The organism is Rahnella variigena, assembly GCF_003610915.1.
Classification (GTDB): domain Bacteria; phylum Pseudomonadota; class Gammaproteobacteria; order Enterobacterales; family Enterobacteriaceae; genus Rahnella; species Rahnella variigena.
This window is the reverse complement of record NZ_NSDJ01000001.1, coordinates 4,313,698-4,335,079: the sequence shown is the minus strand read 5'-3', so window position 1 is coordinate 4,335,079 and position 21,382 is coordinate 4,313,698. Positions and strand designations below refer to the sequence as shown.

Genomic DNA, 21,382 nt, shown 5'->3' with positions numbered 1-21,382 from the left:
GTGTTTGCGAACCGTGGCGAAAACGAGATTGTCCTGAAAGCTGAACGCCTGATAAACGAAGCCAAAACAGCACGCCTTTTAAGAATGTGGGAGTAGAAAACTGAACGCGGCGGGGAATAGAATCCTCCGTCGCTTATTCTTTTTATGAAGGCTCGTTATGAAAAAACTCTTTCTTATCATTATGGTTTCAGCACTGGCAGGTTGTGTCAGTGAGCATCCTAAACCGCAAAAACATCAGACCGGGATGGCGAATCCGGCGGCGGTCTATTGCCATGAGAGAGGCGGCAGATCGGTGAGTGTGCAAACGCCGCACGGTGTCCGTGCCGACTGTGTATTCGCGGATGGCCGGGGTATCGATGAATGGGAACTGTACCGCAGGGATCACGGATAATAATTAACGTGCCAGGCACAGGCAAACAACCCGATTTCACGTTTATCTGTTCACGACGGGATGTGATACTTTGAACCCATTAGCGTGCCGGTGAGAGCAACTCATCGCTTTGGATTCAGAACAGCACAGAGGGTTTATGGCGGTCATTTCCCAACACATTATTGAGCAGGCAAAACACTGGCGCAGGGACTTTCATATGCGCCCGGAACTGGGGCTGAATGAACATGGCACCGCAAAAATAATCAGTGAGCTGTTGCTGTCATTTGGTCTTGAAGTTCACACCGGAATTGCGGAAACCGGCGTTATCGCCACGTTGCGAAATGGCGAAGGGCCCTCCATTGGCTTGCGCGCAGATATCGATGCCTTGCCTATTCATGAACTGAATGACTTCGCTCACCAGTCGCAAAATCCGGGGCTGATGCACGCCTGCGGTCACGACGGGCATACGTCGATTTTGCTGGGTCTGGCAAAACATCTTAGTGAGAACCGCCATTTTCGCGGCACGGTGCATTTCATCTTCCAGCCAGCAGAAGAGAATTTCGGTGGCGGTGAAATGATGGTGAAAGAAGGGCTGTTTGAACGCTTCCCGATGCAGGCGGTTTACGCGCTGCATAACTGGCCGGGCTTGCCGGTCGGCGAAGTAGCGGTCAGTCAGGGGCCGATGATGGCGTCGCAGGACAATTTCTATATCACCCTCACCGGAAAGGGCTGCCACGCGGCGATGCCTGAACTTGGTGCCGATCCGGTGGTGGCTGGCGCGCAACTGATTTTATCTCTGCAAAGTCTGATTTCACGCCGTCTGTCGCCGCTGGAACAAACGGTGATCAGCCTGACCCAGCTTCAGGCCGGTGAAGCCATCAACGTGATCCCGGAAACGCTGCAAATGTCGGGAACACTGCGTTGCCTGAGCAGTAAAACCCGTGAAACCTGCTGGCAGCTGATTGAGGAATACGTCAAAGCGGTGCCGCAGCCGTTTGGTGTGAAAGGGGAAGTGCGCTGGGAATATGGCTATCCGGTGACGCAAAATCATGCGGCGCAGGCGGATATTGTGCGTGTCGCGGCAGAGAACACGCCGGGCATTCAGAAAGTGCATTTCAACAATGCGCCGTCGATGGCCGCCGAAGACTTTGCCTATTTACTCGAAGCCTGTCCGGGCGCGTACTTCTGGTTAGGTGCCGATGGCGCCACGCCGTCAGCGTCTTTGCACAGCCCGCGTTATGACTTTAATGACGATATTATTCCGCTGGGTATCGGCGTGCTGACGACGCTGGTTGAGCGTGAACTGAAAGCATAACGCTGCACAGCGCATACAAAAAGGCCGGACATTTTACAGATGTCCGGCCTTTTTTCATGACATTGACCCGTCCTGATTAGCGTTGATTACACCCGGAAATGCCCCACGGCGATGGCCAGTCCGGTTGCCTGTTCCTGCAACGCCGACGCGGCGCCGGTGGATTGCTGAACCATCGCCGCGTTCTGCTGCACCATGCCGTCGAGCTGGGTAATGGCACGGTTAATTTCGTGAATGCTCTGCATCTGTTCCTCAGACGCGTGAGTGATTTCCAGCATCGCGCTGCTGACATTCGCCACATTACTGACGATCTCACTCATGCTGTCGCTGGCCAGCCGGACCTGCGCTGAACCCGATGCCACGCTGCTGACGGTGGATTCGATCAGCACTTTGATCTCCTTCGCCGCCTGTGCGCTGCGCTGTGCCAGACTGCGCACCTCGCTGGCGACCACCGCAAAACCACGGCCTTGTTCACCTGCGCGCGCGGCTTCTACCGCGGCATTCAGCGCCAGAATATTGGTCTGGAAAGCGATGCCGTCAATAACGCCGGTAATATCGCCGATTTTCGACGACGCCGTTTCAATGCTTTCCATTGTCGTGATGACTCTGGTCACCACTTCGTCACCGCGTGTGGCGGCTTCAGAGGCCGATCGCGCAGTGCCGGACGCCTGTTTAGCGGAACTTGCCGACTGAGAAACCGTGGCAGTGATTTGCTCCAGCGACGCCGCTGTTTGTTGCAGGCTGGCCGCCGCGGACTCGGTACGACCGGACAAATCGTTATTCCCTGCGGCAATTTCATCGGCGGCAATTTTGACCGATTCGCTGGTGGTGCGGATTTCCGACATTACCTTGCTGAGCTTATCGACAAAGGTGTTGAATGCCTGCGCGATTTGCGTCACCTCGTCGTGGCCGTCCGTCGGCAGACGTTGCGTGAGGTCATCTTCGCCGGAACTTATGGCGTTGAGCGTATCCCGCACGACAGAAAGGCGACGGAAGGATTTGCTGATAATCAGCCCGATCACCGCAGCGGAGAGCAACACGATCACCATCAGTGTAATCACCGAAGACGTCAGCAGGGATCGCATACCCGCCGTGGACTCTTTCTGATCCTGCGCCACCAGCGTATACCATTGCGTGCCTGCCACCGGCATGGCGCGCACGCGTTTCACCACACCATTGAGTTCAATATCCTGCGGTGAATTCGCCGCTAACAGCGCCGGTAAATCCACGCCCTGCGCCAGTGCAGTAAAGGGTTTCAGCGCCAGACTGGCGTCAGGATGTGCAATGATAACGCCGGATTTATCCACCAGCATGCCGAAACTGCCCGGCGTCGGATGAACGGTATTGACGTTATTCACCACGCTGTCCATCGACACATCGCCCGCCACAATCGCTTTCAGCGTGCCAGATTCCATGACAGGCACGGCGAAAGTCACCACTAACTTACCGGTTCCTGCATCAATATACGGTGGCGTGGCAACCGGATGTCCGGCGTCGGCTGCCTGCGTATACCACGGGCGACCGGTCGGATCGTAATCTGCGGGCACACCGGTCGGATCGGAGAACTTCGCGGTTTTATTTGCGTATCCGACGTAGACATTAGTAAACCCACCTGCGCTGGCGATCTGTTTGAGAACCGGGATCGGATCTTCCGACAGCGCAACCTGTTGCAGTGAATCGATCATCCGTGTTTTAGAACTCACCCAGTCGCTGATCCCTTGCGTGTGGCTGGAGGTCAGCGCGTTCAGCGTACTGTCAGTCGCCTGACGGTTGTATTTGTTAGCAACGGTGTAACTGAGGAACGTATTGATAACAAGCGAGCACGCTACGATGGCGATACAGGCGGTGATAATGCGCGAGCGGATAGTCTTTAACATGGGCGTTTCCCTGGAAGGAATCTTAAGTTTTTGGTATCGGCAGGAAAGGGAAAAACTTGAAGTCGATCACAAAAAAATTCTTAGCGTTAAATTACATGCTTGTTTAAGTGATGCACGTAACATTTTGTTGTATAAGAATAAAAGTTAAATATCCATGGTATTTGTAAGGTTTATTGAGTTTAATAAGTTGAACAATGCGCTTATCTCTCATCAACCTGCACACCATGGATGAACTATGACCAAAATGGACTTTTCCCAAACCGCTGCCTTTATCTGGTCAGTGGCTGATTTGCTACGTGGTGATTTCAAACAGTCGCAGTACGGACGCATCATTCTTCCCTTTGCCTTGCTGCGCCGTCTGGAATGCGTGCTGGAAAACAGCAAAGACGCGGTCGTGATACAGGCGCAAAAAGTGCACGCCATGGCGTTGCCGGAAGAAGCGCAGGAGAAGCTGATTTTGCGCGCCACCGGCGGACTGGCGTTTTTCAACACCTCGCCGATGAACCTCAGCAAGCTTGGACAAAAAGACACCCGGGATAATCTGGAGAACTACATTCAGAGCTTCTCCACCGATGCCCGCGAGATTTTTGAACACTTCAAATTCAGCGAATTTATCAGTCAGCTCGACGAAGCCAATTTGTTGTATAAAGTGGTGCAAAAAGTCGCAGCGACCGATCTCAGCCCGGCGGCGGTATCCAACCACGATATGGGCCTGGTGTTTGAAGAACTGATCCGCCGCTTTGCCGAAGGCTCCAATGAAACGGCGGGTGAGCACTTTACGCCGCGTGACATTGTGCGACTGACCACCGCGCTGGTGTTTATGAAAGATGATGAGGCGTTGACCCGCGACGGGATCATCCGCACCATTTACGATCCGACAGCGGGGACGGGCGGCTTTTTATCCGCGGGGATGGAATACCTGCACGAGCTGAATCCGAACGCCGTGATGCGGGCATTCGGACAGGAACTGAACCCGGAATCCTACGCCATTTGCAAAGGGGACATGCTGATCAAAGGGCAGGACGTCAGCCTGATTAAACTCGGCAATACACTTTCCAACGATCAGCTTCCTGCCGATAAATTTGACTACATGCTCTCCAATCCGCCGTTCGGTGTGGACTGGAAGAAAATCGAAACCGAGATCAGCGACGAACATACCCTGAAAGGTTTTGATGGTCGTTTCGGTGCCGGATTGCCCCGTGTTTCCGACGGTTCGCTGCTGTTTTTGCTGCATCTGATCAGCAAAATGCGCGACGGCGGAAAAGATGGCGGCGGCCGCATCGGCATTATTCTTAACGGTTCGCCATTGTTTACCGGCGGGGCGGGCAGCGGTGAAAGCGAAATCCGCCGTTATATTCTGGAAGCCGACCTGCTCGAAGGCATCGTCGCGCTGCCGACCGACATGTTCTACAACACCGGCATTTCGACCTATGTGTGGATCCTGTCGAATAACAAAGACAGCGCGCGTAAGGGCAAGGTTCAGCTGATCGACGGCTCAAACCTGTGCGGTAAAATGCGCAAATCGTTAGGATCGAAGCGTAATCTGATGGGTGAAGATGACATCAGACTCATCACCCGCACCTTTGGTGATTTTGCGGTGATCAATCCGACCCCGCTGTATGAGCTGGGATTAGAGAAAGCGCCGGAACAAAAATCCAGCCGTGGCCGCCAGTCCGCCAGCAGTAAAAAAGACGCGCCGAAAACCTTCGCCAGCAAAATCTTTAACAGCACCGATTTCGGCTACCGTCGCCTGACCATTGAACGTCCGCTGCGCCTTTCTGCACAAATCAACGATCAGGCCATTGCCACTTTACGTTTCGCGCCGAAGCCGTTTAACGCGCCGATGGAGCGGTTGTATCAGGATTTCGCCGCGCCGTGGAATGCGCAGATTTATGGCGATTTTTCGCAGGTAGAAACCGAAGCCCGCGCCATCATTAAAGCCGATTTCCCCGAGCTAAAAGAGAAACAGATTAAAGACCTGCTCGATCCCAGAATGTGGCTGGCGCAACGCACGCTGATGGAGAAAGCCCGTCAGATCCAGATGGCCTTTGGTGCAACTGACGGCGGTAAACACAGCGTCAGCAACGATTTCAATCAGTTTGATCACTCACTGAAAACCGCGCTCAGTGTTGCTTGCATGAAGCTCGATACCAGAGAGAGAAAGCAGTTTATCGACGCAATCACCACCAAAAATCCGGCAGCCGAACCGGTGGTGAAGAAAGTCCTGAAAGAGAGCGAACAGCCGTTGTATGGCGCGTTCCGCTACAAAGGCAGAGTGGTCGAGTTCGAACCGGACGGTGATTTACGCGATAACGAAAACGTCCCGCTCGACCCTTCTGTCGTCACCAGCCAGCTTATCGAAAGCTATTTCGACCGTGAGGTTAAACCGCACGTCAGTGACGCCTGGATCAACGCCGACAAACGCGATACGAAGGACAACGAGATCGGCGTCGTCGGTTACGAGATCCCGTTCAACCGCCACTTCTATGTCTATCAGCCGCCACGCGATCTGAAAGAGATCGACGCCGACCTCGATGCCATCAGTGCCGAAATCATGGCGCTGTTGCAGGAGGTGCATTCATGAGCGGGCGGTATAAGGCGTATGGGGAATATAAGGATTCCGGGGTTGAGTGGCTGGGGGAAATACCAAGAGAATGGTCTGTTTTAATGGGAAAAAGAATCTTTTCCAGTATTCGTAAGACCGCTTTAAAAGATGATGTTCAATTGGCTGTAAGCCAAAAATATGGTGTCTTACCTCAATCATTAATGATGTTATTAAATGATTCAAAGGTAATGCTGGCTTTAAAAGGGACTGATTCATTTCGCCATGTTGATCAAAATGATTTTGTCATCAGTCTTCGCAGTTTTGAAGGCGGTATTGAATATAGCAAATACTCCGGATGTGTCTCTCCAGCTTATACTGTCTTGAATAATGTTAAAAAGATAAGCCATAACTATTATAAGTATCTTCTGAAATGTGCACCTTTCATATCAGCGTTACAATCGACAACAGATAGTCTCAGAGATGGGAAGTCAATTTCCTATGAACAATTCGGCGCAATTTGTTTGCCTTTAACCCGGCTATCAGAACAAAACCAAATCGCCGCCTTCCTCGATCACGAAACTGCCAAAATCGATACCCTGATCGACAAGCAGCAGCAACTGATTGAACTGTTGAAAGAAAAACGTCAGGCGGTGATCAGCCATGCTGTGACAAAAGGGCTGGATCCTGATGTGCCGATGAAAGATTCGGGAGTCGAGTGGTTGGGGGAAGTGCCTGAGCATTGGACTATTAAAAAGAGCAAATATTTTTTTGATTTTGTCACAAGCGGTTCTCGTGGCTGGGCCGATTATTATTCAGATGATGGCCCCATTTTCTTTAGAATTGCTAATTTGACAAGAGAAAGTATTGATCCAAAATTAATTTCTATTCAACGCGTAACGGTGCCGCATGGTAGTGAGGGGGTGCGTTCTAAAATACAAAAAAATGATATCCTGATATCAATTACTGCTGATTTAGGATCTGTTTGCGTTGCCGATAACTCCATTTACGATGGGTATGTGAGTCAACATATATCTTTATGTCGACCTAATGAGCTTGTAAAATCATCGCGCTGGTTAGCATATTGTATTATTTCTGATTCGACGAAAGAACAGTTGTTAGGCGTTGGGTATGGCGGAACTAAAATTCAATTGAGCCTAGAAGATATTAAAGAATTTATATTATGTTTCCCGCCATTAGATGAACAGGAATTTATTGCTAGCTATCTTGACAAGGAATTATTAAATTTTGAAAAGTTAGATGATATTGCTCAACAACAAATAGAACTCCTTAAAGAACGCCGTACCGCCCTGATTTCCGCCGCCGTAACCGGTAAAATCGACGTCCGCGACTGGCAGGTTCCTGTCACGCAAACCGAATCCGACGAGGTGATGGCATGATGTCGGATCCGACCAAAGAACGGATTTTTCAGGATGAGATAATCGCGCAGTTGTGCGCTAACGGCTGGATCACCGGTAAACCGGACGGCTACGATCGCGAGCGGGCGCTGTATCTGCAGGACGTTCTGACCTTTGTGCACACCACGCAGCCGAAAGAGTGGCAGAAGCTGGCGCGGGTGTATCCGCAGGATACCGAACGTCATTTCCTCGATGCGCTGGTAGCGCAGTTAAGCAAAGCCGACACTAACGCCACGGACAAACTTTCGCGTACTTACGGCACCCTCGGCGTATTGCGCCACGACCTGAAGATCCGCAATGCCAGTTTTACCTTGTGCCAGTTCAAACCCGAGCACGACCTGAATCCCGATACGCTGACGCGTTACCGGCAAAATATCTGCCGCGTGGTGCCGGAGCTGGTGTACAGCCCGTATGCCAGCCCGGAGCATTTTGCGGAAAGCGGGGTGAAAGCTAAAAGCTGGCGCATCGATCTGGTGTTGTTCGTCAACGGTCTGCCGGTCGCCACCCTGGAGCTGAAATCCGAGTTTAAGCAGACGGTGCAAAGCGCCATCGCTCAGTACAAAGACACCCGCCTGCCGAAAGATCCGGCGACCAAAAGCCGGAGCCGCTGCTGACATTCAAGCGCGGGGCGCTGGTGCATTTCGCCGTCAGCCAGTACGACGTATTCATGACCACCCGGCTGGCGGGCGATCAGACCTTTTTTCTGCCGTTCAACAAAGGTACGCCGGAAGGCGGAAAGGGCAATCCGATGCCCGCCGACCAGACCCGTTACGCGACGGATTATCTGTGGAATGAAGTGTTGCTGCCCGATAACCTGCTGACCATTTTGGGCAGTTACGTGCATCTGCAAATCGATGAGAAAGAAGACTGGCAGGGACTGAAATACAAAAAAGAAGCGCTGATATTCCCGCGATATCATCAGTGGGATGTGGTGAATAAACTGGTGCGTGCCGCAACGGAAGAGGGCTGCGGACATAAATACCTGATCCAGCACAGCGCGGGTTCCGGCAAATCCAATTCGATTGCCTGGACAGCGCATCAGCTTTCGACGCTGTATAACGCCGGCGGACAAAAGCAGTTTCATTCGGTGATTGTGGTCACTGACCGCACGGTGCTTGACGATCAGCTTCAGGACACTATCTATCAGTTTGAACATGCCGACGGTGTGGTCGGGCGCATCAATAACAAGACCGGCGATGGCTCAAAAGCCGAGAAGCTCGCCGCCGCGCTGGAAAACTCGCAGCCGATTATTATCGTCACCATCCAGACGTTCCCGTTTGTGCTGAAAGCGATTGAAAACAGCGTGAGCCTGAAACAGCGTCAGTACGCGATCATTGCCGACGAGGCGCATTCTTCACAAAGCGGTTCAACGGCGCGTCAGCTGAAAGAAGTGCTGATGCTGGAAAATACCGGCGACGACGTTGAGCTGTCTTCCGAAGACATCATGGACGCCACGATGGCGGCCCGGCGCGGCAGCAATAATCTCAACTATTACGCTTTTACCGCTACGCCGAAAGCCAAAACGCTGGAACTGTTTGGCCGTCTTCCCAACCCGAACGAACCGGCGTCTAAAACCAACCGGCCGCAGGCGTTTCATGTTTATTCCATGCGGCAGGCCATCGAAGAGGGCTTTATTCTCGACGTGCTGAAAAATTACGTCACCTATCATGTGGCTTATAAACTGGCGCAGAAACAGCAAGATGCCGATAAAGAAGTTGATAGCAAAAAGGCCGGCAGGCGGCTGAGTCAGTGGGTGCGGCTGCATGATCACAATATCTCGCAAAAGGTAAAAGTGATTGTCGAACACTACAAAAATCACGTCATGAACTTACTCGGCGGGCAGGCTAAAGCGATGGTTGTCACCAGCTCGCGTAAGGAAGCGGTGCGCTACAAACTGGCATTCGACAAATACATTATTGAAAATAATTACCAGAAAATCAGCGCCATGGTGGCGTTTTCCGGTGAAGTGGAGTTCACCGAAAACGACCCGAACAGTGACGGGCAACTGGGGCAGAAATTCACGGAATCCAACATGAATCCCGGCCTGAAAGGGCGTGATATGCGCAAGGCTTTTGACAGCGACGATTATCAGGTGATGCTGGTAGCAAACAAATTCCAGACGGGATTTGATCAGCCGAAACTGTGCGCCATGTATGTCGATAAACCGCTCGGCGGCGTCGAATGCGTACAGACCCTTTCACGCCTGAACCGTATTTATCCCGTCAAAGCCGAATCCGGCACTTTTATCCTCGATTTCTATAACCAGCCGGAGGAAATCCTCGCTGCCTTTCAGCCTTATTATCAGACCGCTGAGCTGATGGACGTATCCGATCCGGCGCTCGTTTTCGAGCTGTTTGAAAAACTGCGCACCAGCGGGATTTTTCAGTGGAATGAAGTCGAACAGTTTTGCACCGCCTTTTTCAGCAAAAACAAATCCAGCGCCGCGCTCAGTAATATCAGCAGACCGGCCGTGGTGCGCTGGGAGAAACGCTATGCCTCTGCGATTGAAGCCTATAAGCAGGCAAAAAAGATGTTCGAAATTACTAAAAAGACAAGTGAGCCAATATTAATCGCCAATGCGGAAAACACCTTTAAAGACTGCAAAAAGGAAAAAGACCGGCTGGAAATCTTCAAAAAAGACCTCGGCAGCTTTGTCCGTTTCTATGAGTTCATTTCGCAGATTGTCGATTACGATAATAAAGATCTGGAGAAAATAAGCCTGTTCGCACGGCATCTGCGCCCGTTACTGCGGGAACAAAACGTGCAGGAAGACGACGTGGATTTGCATAACGTGGTGATGAGCCATTACCGTTTATCGAAAATACGCGAGCAAAGTCTGCGGCTTACCGACAGCAGTCGTGACGACCGGTTGCAACCCGGCAATGACGTCGGCTCGGCGAAACCCAAAGACAAGAAAGAGGATTTTCTGTCGCATGTGCTGGAGCGTTTAAACGAACTGTTTATTACCGATAATCTGACGGAAAAAGATTTGATCAGCGGCTTACACACTGTTTGCGGCAAGATTTCTGAAAATCAGACGGTTATGACGCAACTTGCCAATAATACGTCTGAGCAGGTGATGCTGGGAGACTTTCCAAAAGCGGTTGATGAAGCCATCATGGACTGTAACGCCGCCCAGCAGGAAATCATGCTGCAATATCTCTCCAGTCCCGCCATCGCTAAAGGCTATGCAAGACTCATTTTAGATATGCTGAAAGCCGGTTAACACGTGAATGGGCTGCGGCGAAAACCGCAGCGTCAATGCAACGACTTACTCTTCAGCAATCTTCTTCTTATCCACATGCCCCAGCGATCTGTCCGGGAAACAGATATCGCGCACGCGTTGTTTGAGCGGCGCAGCATCCGGAAAACCGCCGTCGCGTTTGCGTTCCCAGATAATCTCGTCATCGACTTTGATTTCGTAAATACCACCGGTACCGGGGACCAGCGTCACGGAGGCCAGATCGGTACTGAACGAATTCAGCAGTTCCTGCGCCATCCATGCGGCGCGAAGCATCCAGTTGCACTGGGAACAATAAGTGATGGTAATGGCAGGCAGTTTTTCCATGGTGCTGACCTTTTTTGGAAGATTTTATCGACGTTTTAGAAAGCAGATATTAGTGTCCGCTACAGACCTGCGCCAGTTGTTGTCTAAGCCACTGATGCGCAGCAGAAAGATGCGAGCGTTCGTGCCACGCGGCGACTTTAGTAAAGCCGGGAATGTCCAGCGGGGGCGGCATGACTTCCAGCCCTGTGACGTCGCGCACCAGCCGTTCCGGTACCACGGCGATCAAATCCGTGGTCTGTAAGACCGGCGGCAGCACCAGAAAACTGTTTACCGACAGCACCACATTGCGCTTTTTACCCAGCGCCTGAAGCGCGGTATCCGTCACGCCGGTAAAATTCTCTCCGCTGAGCGACACCAGCGCATGATCGTACTGACAAAAGGTATCGAGTGAAATCGTCCCCTGTTCCAGCGCCGGATGGCCCTTGCGCAGCGTACAAACATAGCGCTCATCGTATAAATGGCGGATATGCAGATCGGGCGGGGTAGTCTCCGGCGTCAGCAGCGCGAGGTCAATTTCACCGCGCTCCAGCCGCCCCTGGATGGTCGAATCCTCAACCCGCTGGACTGACAGATGAATGCCGGGCGCCAGCTTCTGTAGCAGGGAAAAGAACGGCTCGATAATCACGCTTAGCGCGTAATCGGTGGCGGCGAGGGTAAACGTCATCTCGCAGTCAGCGGGCACAAAGACTTCCGGCTGCAAGAGTGCCTCGATTTCCGCCATCACCCGCTTCACCGGTTTAGCCAGCGCCAGCGCGCGTTCGGTCGGTACGATGCCGTAGCGCGCCCGCACAAATAACGGGTCGTCAAAACTTTCCCGCAGGCGCGTCAGCATGCTGCTCACGGCGGGTTGCGTCAGGGAAAGACGCTCTGCGGCGCGGGTCACGTTGCGTTCGTCGAGCAATGCATCGAAAGTCTTTAGCAGGTTGAGGTCGAGACTTTTCAGATTGCGCATGGGCAGGGCACCGATTGAGTTATAACGAAATTTGATACGCACTATAATATTTCTACACTTCTGCTTATAGCTCTTTGGCAGCACTCTGTGTGCTGAACGTGCCAATCCACCGAGGAAATATTATGTCTGCACTATTTACGCCGTTTACGCTGAAAGACGTCACCTTAAAAAACCGCATTGCGGTTCCGCCTATGTGCCAGTATTCCGCCACTGATGGCGTGCCGAATGACTGGCATCAGGTGCATTACGCCACGCTGGCACGCGGCGGCGCGAGCCTGGTGATTGTCGAAGCGACGGCGGTTTCACCGGAAGGCCGTATCACCCCGGGATGTCTGGGGATCTGGAACGATGAACAGGCCGCTGAACTGGCGAAGATCGCCAAATCCATCAAAGCTGCAGGCGCAGTACCGGGGATCCAGATCGGACACGCAGGCCGCAAAGCCAGCGCCAATCTGCCGTGGGAAGGGGACGACCATATTGCTGAAGGCGATCCGCGTGGCTGGGCGACCATCGCGCCATCCGCGGTAGCATTCGGCAAACATCTGCCAAAAGTGCCGAAAGAAATGACCAAAGCTGATATCCAGCGCGTGATGGCCGATTTTGTCGCTGCCGCAAAACGCGCACGCGATGCCGGTTTTGAATGGCTGGAACTGCATTTCGCCCACGGCTATCTGGCGCAAAGCTTCTTCTCCGTGCATTCCAACACCCGCACCGACGAATACGGCGGTGATTTCGCCGGTCGCAGCCGTTTCCTGATTGAAACTTTCGATGCCGTGAATGCCGTCTGGCCGAAAAACCTGCCGATCACCGCGCGTTTTGGCGTGATCGAATACGATGGCCGTGATGAAGAAACCCTGGCGGAATCTATCGAACTGACCCGTATTCTGCGTGAGAAAGGGCTGGATATGCTTAACGTCAGCGTCGGTTTCTCGACCTGGGAAGCACAGATCCCATGGGGGGCTGGTTTCCTGGCACCGGTGTCGCGCCGCGTACGCGCCGAAGCCGGTTTACCGGTGGCAAGTTCATGGGGTGTCGCTTCCGCTGAAATCGCCGAACGCTGCATCAGCGAACAAGATATGGATCTGGTGATGATTGGCCGCGCTATGCTCGCCAACCCGCATTATCCGTATGCACTGGCGAAAGAGCTGGGCGAAGACAACCCTTCATGGGTTCTGCCTGCGCCTTATGCACACTGGCTTGAGCGTTACAGCATCAGCTGATATTCGTTTTACATCAGCGCATTAACCCACAGGCAGAAGCTTTCTTCTGCCTGTTTTTTTATCCGGCGCTTAGATATAAAAATAATGAATATTTATCATCACGAGCAGTGATTTCCTTAATATCTCAGCGATGCGTATTCTTTGTGAACACCAGCCAGCGAGCTGTTCCACAGATAAAAAGGAAACACACATGAATGCGATTAACTGGCCACAGGGCTATATTCCCGGCGAAACCGACAACTTCGCGTCTAACGAAATGATCATCACCGGCGTGACCGTGGAAGACCTCTGGGCACAACTTGATAACACTGCCGCCTGGCCGGTTTACTACAGTAATGCATCTGATATTGACTTCCACGACGGCAGCGGACCGGGCCTGAGCGATGGCGCACGTTTTCGTTTCAGCACCTTCGGTTTTCCGGTGGAAGCGCAGGTTAATGAATATGTCCCGCCGGTCAAAGGCCAGCCAGCGCGTATGGCGTGGCACGGCTGGGCAGAAGGCGATGCCGACACCCGTCTCGACGTGCATCACGCGTGGCTTATCGAAGAACTGTCCGGCGGCCGCGTACGTATCCTGACGCAGGAAACCCAAAATGGAAAACCCGCACGCGAACTGGCAGTAACGCGACCTAATCCGATGATCAACGGTCATCAGGAATGGCTGGACGGGATGATTAAAGCGGCGCGGGGATAGCTGATCATCCGGCTGGCGACCGAAGGGTAATTAGCTGACGTATAAAGTAAGATCCCGCCAACGAGGGCGGGATTGAGCGATCAACTTAAATCTAAAGAGACGAGTTGCCCGTCATCACCAAAAATAATTGTCACCATTCCGTAAGGGCAATCAGCCGTGATAACTTTGTTTTTAAGCTCTTCATCTATGCAGTGTGAAGCCTTCTGCGTTTGATCATCAAATCGGATTTCAAGGAAATAACCTTCGCCGTTGTTCACATGAGGTAATGCATCTTTTTCACCTCGTGCCGCAAGATATTTTTGTATTTCTTCAATATGTATTTTTGCCATTCTCGTTAAACACCTCAAGGTAAAGGAACAAAAGAGCCTTTCTCGATAAGATTTTTCACTTGGTTTGGCCTTATAGGGCCGACAGATATTATCTTCATTTCATTATTTGGTACTGTAATACGCAAAAGTTTTCCATCAACACTTTGTATTACATTAATATGGCCACTCCTTGCATCATAAACACGTACAGCTGCGGGGGTTGTTAGCAAGCTTCTGCAGCTCCGCAGCGTTAAGTTTTCCAGATAAATTACCCAACCTCGGATCATTTAATTGAGTGTAAACTCGATCAGCTATATTAAAGACTCCAGTCACCTGAGCGCCTTTTGTCATTTTCCCAATTAAGGCTAGTGCTCGTTCAGCAGGTAATGAACTTAATAATGCTAACGCATAGTCTTCTGGATTTTTTGCATTCAATAATGCCATCACAGTGTCTGATCCTGGATTATTTTCCAAGATAGCCTTGATGACATCCTCAGGTAGGTCGCCTTTTATGTATTGATCACGAATTGTCTGTTTTTCTTGATCAGTCAGATTTGGATCTTGCAAAAGCTCTTTTTCTAAAGAGGCAGCACCTTCAAAATACTTACCACCCTGGCTACCAAAAACGTCACCAAGACTACTCAGCGCATTATTCTCAACCTCATTCTTCCCGCCCTTAGCCCCATCAATCCCCGAGCTTACATCTCCCCCCACAACGCCACCGGCGATCCCTGAGGCTAACGTTGCCAGCGCAACCACGCCTTGTTTCTCTTCTTCGCTCAGATTTTTGATGTCTTTGCCAGGATAGAGCGCTTCGGCGATGTACTTCGCGCCTGCGGCTGAAAGTCCGGCACCGGCCGCGCCCGCTGCGGCATTGCCGCCTTGCATTTCGGCGACGACGGCACCGGCCAGCGCGTGGCTGATGATGCGTTCAGCGCCTTCGGCGGTGTGGGTTTTGATGTATTCAGCCATGTAAGGCGCGGCTGCGCCCGCCACGGCGGAGCTCCAGTCGCCGCCCGTCAGGCCTTGTATGGCGGCGGTGATCGCCTGTACGGCTTTCTGTTTATCGCTGCCGGTGCCGTAATCGTTTAACGCCGTGTCGTAGGCGCGTCTGGCGATGTCTTCACCGGTTGGCGTTTTTCCTTCGGCTTCCAGCGCGGCTTTTGCGGCGGCGAGATTGTCGGGATTTTTCGCCGCTTCCTGTGCCGCGATTTTCCCTTCGGTGCGAACGATATCCGCGACCTGCGAGCCAATCTCCGCGATGGCGCGGTTCTCGTCGATGCGCTGCTGTTCTTTGGCAGCATCGAAGATCGGCGCCAGCGTGCTGTGGGCGTTGTCGGTGTCGCGGCTTAACTCAGCGACATCCTGCGTCTGTTTCTCTTTATCGCGGATAACGATCGTGCCGTCCGCGACAGCGGAACCGGTAGTGCTGGCGGCGCTGCCGTCGTTGTTCAGCCCGGCGAGCATGCCGTTAGCCATATTGCCCATGAACTGCGAGGCGGTGTTACCGCTTGAGCTCATGCTGGCGCTGCTGCTCTCGACGCTGTAATCGGCTTTGTTGCGGATGTCGTTCCAGCCCAGCGTGCCGGTATCGAGGCGGTTTTTGTCCGACGTCGCACCGGAGGCAATCACGCCGCCGTTAAGCTGGGTGTGGTTGCCGACGGTGATGTCAAAGCCGCCGTTGCCCGCGAATATGCCGCTCTGGTCGGTGACGCTGGCATAGTCGGCGTTCATTTTGTCCTGCGTCAGGCTGATATACCCGCTGCCGCCACCGCCGCCCCAGGTAAAGCTGCCGCCCGCTGCGGCGCTCTGCTGTTTCGAATCGTAATGTTCGGTGTCCTGCAGGCTTTCGACCGTCAGGTTGCGGTCGGTATCAGGTTGACTGCATAACTTATAGAATTAAAAATATCCGAAGAATACAGAATTTTTCAGTAACTAAGTTTATAATCATAGAACTTCTGCAATTCGTCAGGTTCTCTTTCCAGAATGCCAATATAATGCTGGTATGATCGAACTAATTGAAGATAGCTAAATATTGCAGTTATTCCAAAATCTTCATGTAAGTTAGAATATCTATCTATTTTTTCTGTGAGGACACAGCCCCAATTATTCGGTAATGCATTGTCCAATACTTCAAAAAAATTTGAAGGCACTCATAATGGATTGCTACCGTCGGGACAAAGGAGCATGTCAGTTCGGGTCGGATAAAACATAACACCATAGACCTTATACTCGACTCCTATTTTCAAAGGATTAAATTGTGTTTCATTATTTTCGCCAATAACTCTTGCGTTACCGGGGAGATCTTTTACTGATGTTGACTTACATAAAACCAACATTTATCCCGACCTATTTGAATTTAAAGTCATCTACCTGACCAGTTTTCGTATTACGAACATAATGTACTTCAACGCCATTAATATTTTGCGCCATTTTCACCCGACCATCTTCTTTCGGCCATCGCTTATCGGACATTGGTATAGGTAGTTGATGACCAGCCTCAGGGTTTAATAAGGCTTGTTCTATTGCCAATTTCTCTTGTAATAAGTTAGCTTCGGTCCTGCCTGTCGATCCAAGCGATCAGCCAGGTGCGTATCATTTTAATCGCTTTGTCGCATATATTGTACATGACTTATCTCCAAAGTAATGTTTACTACATACATATCGGTCTAATAATCTAAATTTTAATTTTTCTAGCTACTTCTCCAATGTACCAATGCTCAGAAAAATATATCTCTCCATCTTCATTTTCACTGCTTCTCAGGATTCCTAATTCCGAAAAGCCATTTGGTAAATTTAAATCCCATTCTTTTATTATGCTTCTATTTGTCAATAAGGTCTTTTTGCCTAAGTAATTACTTCCTGGTTGTGCTTGAACATTAAAGTACTCTTCAGATGTAAATAAGCATAATTCACTAGAAAACATCTCTGGCAAAATAATGCAGCATGTGACTCTTGTGTTCGTTTCATTTTTTGGTTTAGCCTGAAAAATATTATAAGCGGCATCTATCATAAATTGTGCGCAAACAGATTGAATTTCACGGTTGGTTTGTCGTCCCTGAACCAATCCTATATGTACAGGTATCTTAATATTCCAATAACCATCTGAGTAGCTATCACTAGAAATAGTGGGGTATTTAGATGTATATGACTGTGACCATTTTCGCAATGATCGTAATCTCCGGGGGATTCCCCGCAATTTTTTACTGCTGAATGCTAACCTACGTATCGACATTTATAACTTCCTTCCTTTAGCTACTTCAGTTTTAGCCTGATTTATAGTCCCATCAAGATTCAAGACTGCCTTAAAATTGCCTCTTTTGTCAAAAAGCTCAAGATGGTCTTTATGCTGGCCATCGAGATAGAACTGATCTCCTTTTTTAATATTATCCCCTATATCACCCTTTGCTTTATATATACTTTGGCCTTGATATTGCTGGCTACTTTTCTGGGTATTTACTTTAATATCACTACCAAACCCTGGTTGATTAAGGAGTTCTCCCATATTACCAACAGCACCTTTGTTGGGTTCATAACCATTAGCGAGATAAGCCAAATCATCCGGATTCTGTTCTGCAATTGGCGTGGTGGTGGTATTTCAACCCGTATACGGGGTGCCAACAGTATTACCTGCATTGCTTGATGACCCACCATTAGAGATACCAGCGGGATAAGCAACGATATGCTTCGGCTGACTGACAGACAAAAAGATCCCGACTTGGTGGCCGGGATCTGTATTTCTAACCAGAAGTTAATTGATCTATTTTCTTAATATCTAACAGTAACCGCTCATCAAAATCACTTTTATCTAATTGATTTAAAATTAAACTTATTCTTTTAAGATAATGTAATACGCTTTTTGCTTCGTTAGGGCTCAAGGATGCGATTGATGATATTAGCTGCCCATCGTAATCATCCCCAGCTAAGGGGTCACCTTGCAAAATAGCCTCTGCTCTTGGTAACACATCACCTAAAAACAGATCTTGTCTTATAGCTCGTGCAATATCTCCAACATCCAGTTTATCAAGTGGTACATCTACAATACTGCTAAACCACTCATCAAGAGATGATCTGGCGTTGGGCTCATAATTACAACCTTTCGCCATTAATCGGTCTCTAAACGTTGTCATATGCCGTATCCTTTTATAGCTGATTCTATTTTATTAATCGCTTCTGTTGCCCTTCCATATGCTGCCTGAGCTTCCGGATTATTAACATTTTTCAGGGTGTTTGCATGATTCCTTAAACCATTAAGGGTATCTTGCATCTCCTTCATATGATTCCAGTTTTGCCCTGGACTATCCGGTTTAGGGATAGGGTTACCATCCATGTCTTTAAGAGAGCCTGTAATATCATGATCTTTTAATGAATTTTTTATGAGGTTGTCGATTTTTCTAACAGAACTTTCTTGCTTCTGATTCAATTTTTCGACTTTTTTCTCTTCTGAATTTTTTGGATCATTTTCTGGCGGTGGTGGTGTTCCTGAACCTGTACCCCCTAACTCAGCCTTATCTGCATCTGTTAGATCTTTACCGATATTTGGAGTGGAATCAGCATCAGAATTGAGCATACCTGCTATCAGATGTAATGCAAAAGCAGCTTCCATAGGGCAGCTTCCGCCTGATAAACACTGTTTGACGGCGTCCTGACCAAATTCAGTGACTGCTTTGATGTTCAGGTTGTTGCCTGCGGCGGCGTTGACGTAGGCGAAGATTCTGATGCCAGGTTTTTAAAGAGCGTCTGGATTAACGGCCTAGCTTAATTACTAAGTGACTCAAACTTCACCTTTTCCGGAGGCCAGCGGGGTACGCAACGATGGGCTGCGGCTGAGTGACAGATAACTAGCTCCCGGCGACTAGGCCGGGATTAAATATATTAGCGAATATTAAATCGATGTTTTATCCATAAACCGATAGTTATTAATACACCAGTAAATAAGCCAATTTTTATACTGAGATATGACATCTGAGAAAACGAGCCATAAAATATTCCTGCTATAAAGTATAAAATCAGATACTTAAATAAAGTAATGGTAAAGGCAACTACGGTCATTGCTATGACCAAAAGCAAAGCAGCGAAAACCCAACGTGATAAGCTTATTTTCATTACTTGCCCCCTTTATTTAAATTATCAATCGCCTTGGGTACTCCTTGTCCCATGCTTTCCGTAGCAAATGAAGATGCTGCAGTACCCGCCATCCCAGGAACCGAAGATTGTGGTAAGGGTTTACTGATCCCCATCCCCATATCTACCCACTCCCAATTTTTCCAGGAAGGATTGAGTACTTTATCCAATGGGATTTGAACAACCTTACCAATACTATAACCAAAGGCTGATCCTGCAGCGCCCCAGCCAGCACCTGTGAGAGGGGCATCGCCTTTTAGGTAATTGGAGGTCGCCCCTCCGGCTGCATTCCAGCCAACGGTTCCCCACAGCCCGGTATTCGCAGTAAATGCACCGACATAAGTTGCTATCAATACGTCCATTGGATTTATTTCTCCATTTATTGTGTACTGAATACCAGCGTTCGCTGTACCACCGATGCCAGCAGTGACCTGCATTCCACCCGGTATGTAGATGAGACCTGCGGTCGCCATAGCTGTTGCATAGGCCTGATTCTCGGCGAGTCCTCGCTGACAACTTGCTGAGTTTGGAGCTGTTGCACATGAAAGTACATCTTCTCCATGCGCTTTTACTTTTTGCTCCTGACCCCATTCCGTACCACCGAACATATTATTGCTGATTTCGTTTTGACCCGATTTCGCCCCATCAATCCCCGAGCTTACATCTCCTCCGACTACGCCACCGGCGATCCCTGAGGCTAAGGTTGCCAGCGCAACTACGCCTTGTTTCTCTTCTTCGCTCAGATTTTTGATGTCTTTGCCAGGATAGAGCGCTTCGGCGATGTACTTCGCGCCTGCGGCTGAAAGTCCGGCACCGGCCGCGCCCGCTGCGGCATTGCCGCCTTGCATTTCGGCGACGACGGCACCGGCCAGCGCGTGGCTGATGATGCGTTCAGCGCCTTCGGCGGTGTGGGTTTTGATGTATTCAGCCATGTAAGGCGCGGCTGCGCCCGCCACGGCGGAGCTCCAGTCGCCTCCCGTCAGGCCTTGTATGGCGGCGGTGATGGCCTGTACGGCTTTCTGTTTATCGCTGCCAGTGCCGTAGTCGTTTAGCGCCGTGTCGTAGGCGCGTCTGGCGATGTCTTCACCGGTTGGCGTTTTGCCTTCAGCTTCCAGCGCGGCTTTCGCGGCGGCGAGATTGTCGGGATTTTTCGCCGCTTCCTGCGCCGCGATTTTCCCTTCGGTGCGAACGATGTCCGCGACCTGCGAGCCAATCTGCGCGATGGCGCGGTTCTCGTCGATGCGCTGCTGTTCTTTGGCAGCATCGAAGATCGGTGCCAGCGTGCTGTGGGCGTTGTCGGTGTCGCGGCTTAACTCAGCGATATCCTGCGTCTGTTTCTCTTTATCGCGGATAACGATCGTGCCGTCCGCGACAGCGGAACCGGTGGTGCTGGCGGCGCTGCCGTCGTTGTTCAGCCCGGCGAGCATGCCGTTGGCCATATTGCCCATGAACTGCGAGGCGGTGTTACCGCTTGAGCTCATGCTGGCGCTGCTGCTCTCGACGCTGTAATCGGCTTTGTTGCGGATGTCGTTCCAGCCCAGCGTGCCGGTATCGAGGCGGTTTTGGTCCGACGTGGCACCGGAGGCAATCACGCCGCCGTTAAGCTGGGTGTGGTTGCCGACGGTGATGTCGAAGCCGCCGTTGCCCGCGAATATGCCGCTCTGGTCGGTGACGCTGGCATAGTCGGCGTTCATTTTGTCCTGCGTCAGGCTGAGATAACTGCCACCGTACACCCAGCCTGCTCCTGAAGAGCGACTGGCTGGAAGAAGACGGATTAGGGACTGATACGCCGGTTACGATTGCTGTTGAACGAGGGCAACTGGTGATCAGGCCTGCTGAGTGACTGAAAAGAAATCCCGGCGATTTGGCCGGGATTTACTTACTTGTAGGATCTGTAATGACGATAGTAAATAAGCCAGCTACCTGAGCCACAAATAGGCCCAGCAAATAGACTAATACGGTAAGCTCTTCGAAGATCTTCAAGTGAAAAAAGAAAA

The 21,382-nt window shown here is 50.7% G+C and carries 18 protein-coding genes and 2 pseudogenes; 8 read left to right on the top strand and 12 right to left on the bottom strand.

From position 1 onward, the window contains the following. Positions 1–157: 157 nt before the first annotated feature. Positions 158–391, top strand: a complete 234-nt coding sequence (locus CKQ54_RS19875) for a putative hemolysin (protein ID WP_120163181.1) — start codon at positions 158–160, stop codon at positions 389–391. 136 nt (positions 392–527) lie between these two features. Continuing rightward, positions 528–1,685, top strand: coding sequence for a M20 aminoacylase family protein (locus CKQ54_RS19870; protein ID WP_112290894.1), 1,158 nt, complete (start codon positions 528–530; stop codon positions 1,683–1,685). A gap of 86 nt (positions 1,686–1,771) precedes the next feature. Here the strand turns inward: CKQ54_RS19870 and CKQ54_RS19865 are convergent, their stop codons facing one another. Continuing rightward, positions 1,772–3,559, bottom strand: a complete 1,788-nt coding sequence (locus CKQ54_RS19865) for a methyl-accepting chemotaxis protein (RefSeq protein WP_120163180.1) — start codon at positions 3,557–3,559, stop codon at positions 1,772–1,774. A 235-nt stretch (positions 3,560–3,794) separates the two neighbouring features. On the opposite strand from CKQ54_RS19865, the gene CKQ54_RS19860 reads away from it, so the two are divergent. The 3 genes and pseudogenes from CKQ54_RS19860 to CKQ54_RS19850 all read left to right on the top strand — a co-directional run bounded on the left by CKQ54_RS19860 (position 3,795) and on the right by CKQ54_RS19850 (position 10,745). After that, positions 3,795–6,143, top strand: a complete 2,349-nt coding sequence (locus tag CKQ54_RS19860; RefSeq protein ID WP_120163179.1) for a type I restriction-modification system subunit M — start codon at positions 3,795–3,797, stop codon at positions 6,141–6,143. Continuing rightward, positions 6,140–7,501 (top strand): restriction endonuclease subunit S, encoded by a 1,362-nt coding sequence (locus tag CKQ54_RS19855; RefSeq protein WP_120163178.1) that lies wholly within the window; start codon positions 6,140–6,142, stop codon positions 7,499–7,501. Before CKQ54_RS19860 ends, CKQ54_RS19855 begins: the two co-directional genes overlap by 4 nt. Beyond that, positions 7,498–10,745: pseudogene (locus tag CKQ54_RS19850) on the top strand (type I restriction endonuclease subunit R). Before CKQ54_RS19855 ends, CKQ54_RS19850 begins: the two are co-directional and overlap by 4 nt. A gap of 45 nt (positions 10,746–10,790) precedes the next feature. Here CKQ54_RS19850 and CKQ54_RS19845 read toward each other — a convergent pair. Both CKQ54_RS19845 and CKQ54_RS19840 read right to left on the bottom strand, forming a co-directional pair. Continuing rightward, positions 10,791–11,087: an Rdx family protein gene (locus CKQ54_RS19845; RefSeq protein WP_112290885.1), complete on the bottom strand. Its 297-nt coding sequence runs from the start codon at positions 11,085–11,087 to the stop codon at positions 10,791–10,793. A 49-nt stretch (positions 11,088–11,136) separates the two neighbouring features. Beyond that, on the bottom strand, positions 11,137–12,039 hold the full coding sequence (locus CKQ54_RS19840) for a LysR family transcriptional regulator (protein WP_208644637.1): 903 nt from the start codon (positions 12,037–12,039) through the stop codon (positions 11,137–11,139). Between the two features lie 122 nt (positions 12,040–12,161). Here CKQ54_RS19840 and CKQ54_RS19835 point away from each other — a divergent pair, with 122 nt between their 5' ends. Both CKQ54_RS19835 and CKQ54_RS19830 read left to right on the top strand, forming a co-directional pair. Further along, complete coding sequence (locus CKQ54_RS19835) at positions 12,162–13,259, top strand: NADH:flavin oxidoreductase/NADH oxidase (protein ID WP_112290884.1); 1,098 nt, start codon at positions 12,162–12,164, stop codon at positions 13,257–13,259. Between the two features lie 190 nt (positions 13,260–13,449). After that, entirely contained in the window at positions 13,450–13,953 is a 504-nt protein-coding gene (locus CKQ54_RS19830; RefSeq protein WP_120163177.1) for an SRPBCC family protein, read from the top strand. Between the two features lie 80 nt (positions 13,954–14,033). On the opposite strand, the gene CKQ54_RS19825 is transcribed toward CKQ54_RS19830, so the two are convergent. From CKQ54_RS19825 to CKQ54_RS19785, 9 genes and pseudogenes are all read right to left on the bottom strand, one after another. Continuing rightward, entirely contained in the window at positions 14,034–14,282 is a 249-nt protein-coding gene (locus CKQ54_RS19825; RefSeq protein WP_120163176.1) for a hypothetical protein, read from the bottom strand. A gap of 174 nt (positions 14,283–14,456) precedes the next feature. Next, the gene (locus tag CKQ54_RS25835) at positions 14,457–15,995 is read right to left on the bottom strand and encodes a VENN motif pre-toxin domain-containing protein (protein ID WP_244220235.1); all 1,539 of its coding nucleotides are present in this window, start codon (positions 15,993–15,995) and stop codon (positions 14,457–14,459) included. 615 nt (positions 15,996–16,610) lie between these two features. Beyond that, the gene (locus CKQ54_RS25675; RefSeq protein WP_244220234.1) at positions 16,611–16,793 is read right to left on the bottom strand and encodes a hypothetical protein; all 183 of its coding nucleotides are present in this window, start codon (positions 16,791–16,793) and stop codon (positions 16,611–16,613) included. Between the two features lie 145 nt (positions 16,794–16,938). Then, entirely contained in the window at positions 16,939–17,430 is a 492-nt protein-coding gene (locus tag CKQ54_RS19810) for a DUF3916 domain-containing protein (RefSeq protein ID WP_167459652.1), read from the bottom strand. Positions 17,431–17,496: 66 nt separating this feature from the next. Further along, positions 17,497–17,817 carry a hypothetical protein gene (locus CKQ54_RS19805; RefSeq protein ID WP_244220233.1) on the bottom strand — a complete coding sequence of 107 codons (321 nt, stop codon included), beginning with the start codon at positions 17,815–17,817 and terminating at the stop codon, positions 17,497–17,499. A gap of 184 nt (positions 17,818–18,001) precedes the next feature. Continuing rightward, positions 18,002–18,391 (bottom strand): contact-dependent growth inhibition system immunity protein, encoded by a 390-nt coding sequence (locus CKQ54_RS19800; RefSeq protein ID WP_120349694.1) that lies wholly within the window; start codon positions 18,389–18,391, stop codon positions 18,002–18,004. After that, positions 18,388–18,822: pseudogene (locus CKQ54_RS19795) on the bottom strand (VENN motif pre-toxin domain-containing protein); the annotation flags it as partial. The pseudogene CKQ54_RS19795 and the gene CKQ54_RS19800, both read right to left, overlap by 4 nt. A gap of 314 nt (positions 18,823–19,136) precedes the next feature. Then, positions 19,137–19,367, bottom strand: coding sequence for a hypothetical protein (locus CKQ54_RS19790; RefSeq protein ID WP_120349692.1), 231 nt, complete (start codon positions 19,365–19,367; stop codon positions 19,137–19,139). After that, on the bottom strand, positions 19,367–21,118 hold the full coding sequence (locus CKQ54_RS19785; protein ID WP_120349691.1) for a VENN motif pre-toxin domain-containing protein: 1,752 nt from the start codon (positions 21,116–21,118) through the stop codon (positions 19,367–19,369). Before CKQ54_RS19785 ends, CKQ54_RS19790 begins: the two co-directional genes overlap by 1 nt. 5 nt (positions 21,119–21,123) lie before the next feature. Between CKQ54_RS19785 and CKQ54_RS26050 the strand changes: the two genes are divergently transcribed. Then, complete coding sequence (locus CKQ54_RS26050; RefSeq protein WP_120349705.1) at positions 21,124–21,228, top strand: SymE family type I addiction module toxin; 105 nt, start codon at positions 21,124–21,126, stop codon at positions 21,226–21,228. Positions 21,229–21,382 lie beyond the last annotated feature (154 nt).

Bases quoted from the DNA above. Each gene is read 5' to 3' on its own strand.
- CKQ54_RS19875 (WP_120163181.1), top strand. From the start codon at position 158: ATGAAAAAACTCTTTCTTATCATTATGGTTTCAGCACTGGCAGGTTGT.
- CKQ54_RS19800 (WP_120349694.1), bottom strand. From the start codon at position 18,391: ATGACAACGTTTAGAGACCGATTAATGGCGAAAGGTTGTAATTATGAG.
- CKQ54_RS19825 (WP_120163176.1), bottom strand. From the start codon at position 14,282: ATGGCAAAAATACATATTGAAGAAATACAAAAATATCTTGCGGCACGA.
- CKQ54_RS19840 (WP_208644637.1), bottom strand. From the start codon at position 12,039: ATGCGCAATCTGAAAAGTCTCGACCTCAACCTGCTAAAGACTTTCGAT.
- CKQ54_RS19845 (WP_112290885.1), bottom strand. From the start codon at position 11,087: ATGGAAAAACTGCCTGCCATTACCATCACTTATTGTTCCCAGTGCAAC.
- CKQ54_RS19870 (WP_112290894.1), top strand. From the start codon at position 528: ATGGCGGTCATTTCCCAACACATTATTGAGCAGGCAAAACACTGGCGC.
- CKQ54_RS19865 (WP_120163180.1), bottom strand. From the start codon at position 3,559: ATGTTAAAGACTATCCGCTCGCGCATTATCACCGCCTGTATCGCCATC.
- CKQ54_RS25835 (WP_244220235.1), bottom strand. From the start codon at position 15,995: ATGAACGCCGACTATGCCAGCGTCACCGACCAGAGCGGCATATTCGCG.
- CKQ54_RS19860 (WP_120163179.1), top strand. From the start codon at position 3,795: ATGACCAAAATGGACTTTTCCCAAACCGCTGCCTTTATCTGGTCAGTG.
- CKQ54_RS19835 (WP_112290884.1), top strand. From the start codon at position 12,162: ATGTCTGCACTATTTACGCCGTTTACGCTGAAAGACGTCACCTTAAAA.
- CKQ54_RS19855 (WP_120163178.1), top strand. From the start codon at position 6,140: ATGAGCGGGCGGTATAAGGCGTATGGGGAATATAAGGATTCCGGGGTT.
- CKQ54_RS19790 (WP_120349692.1), bottom strand. From the start codon at position 19,367: ATGAAAATAAGCTTATCACGTTGGGTTTTCGCTGCTTTGCTTTTGGTC.
- CKQ54_RS19830 (WP_120163177.1), top strand. From the start codon at position 13,450: ATGAATGCGATTAACTGGCCACAGGGCTATATTCCCGGCGAAACCGAC.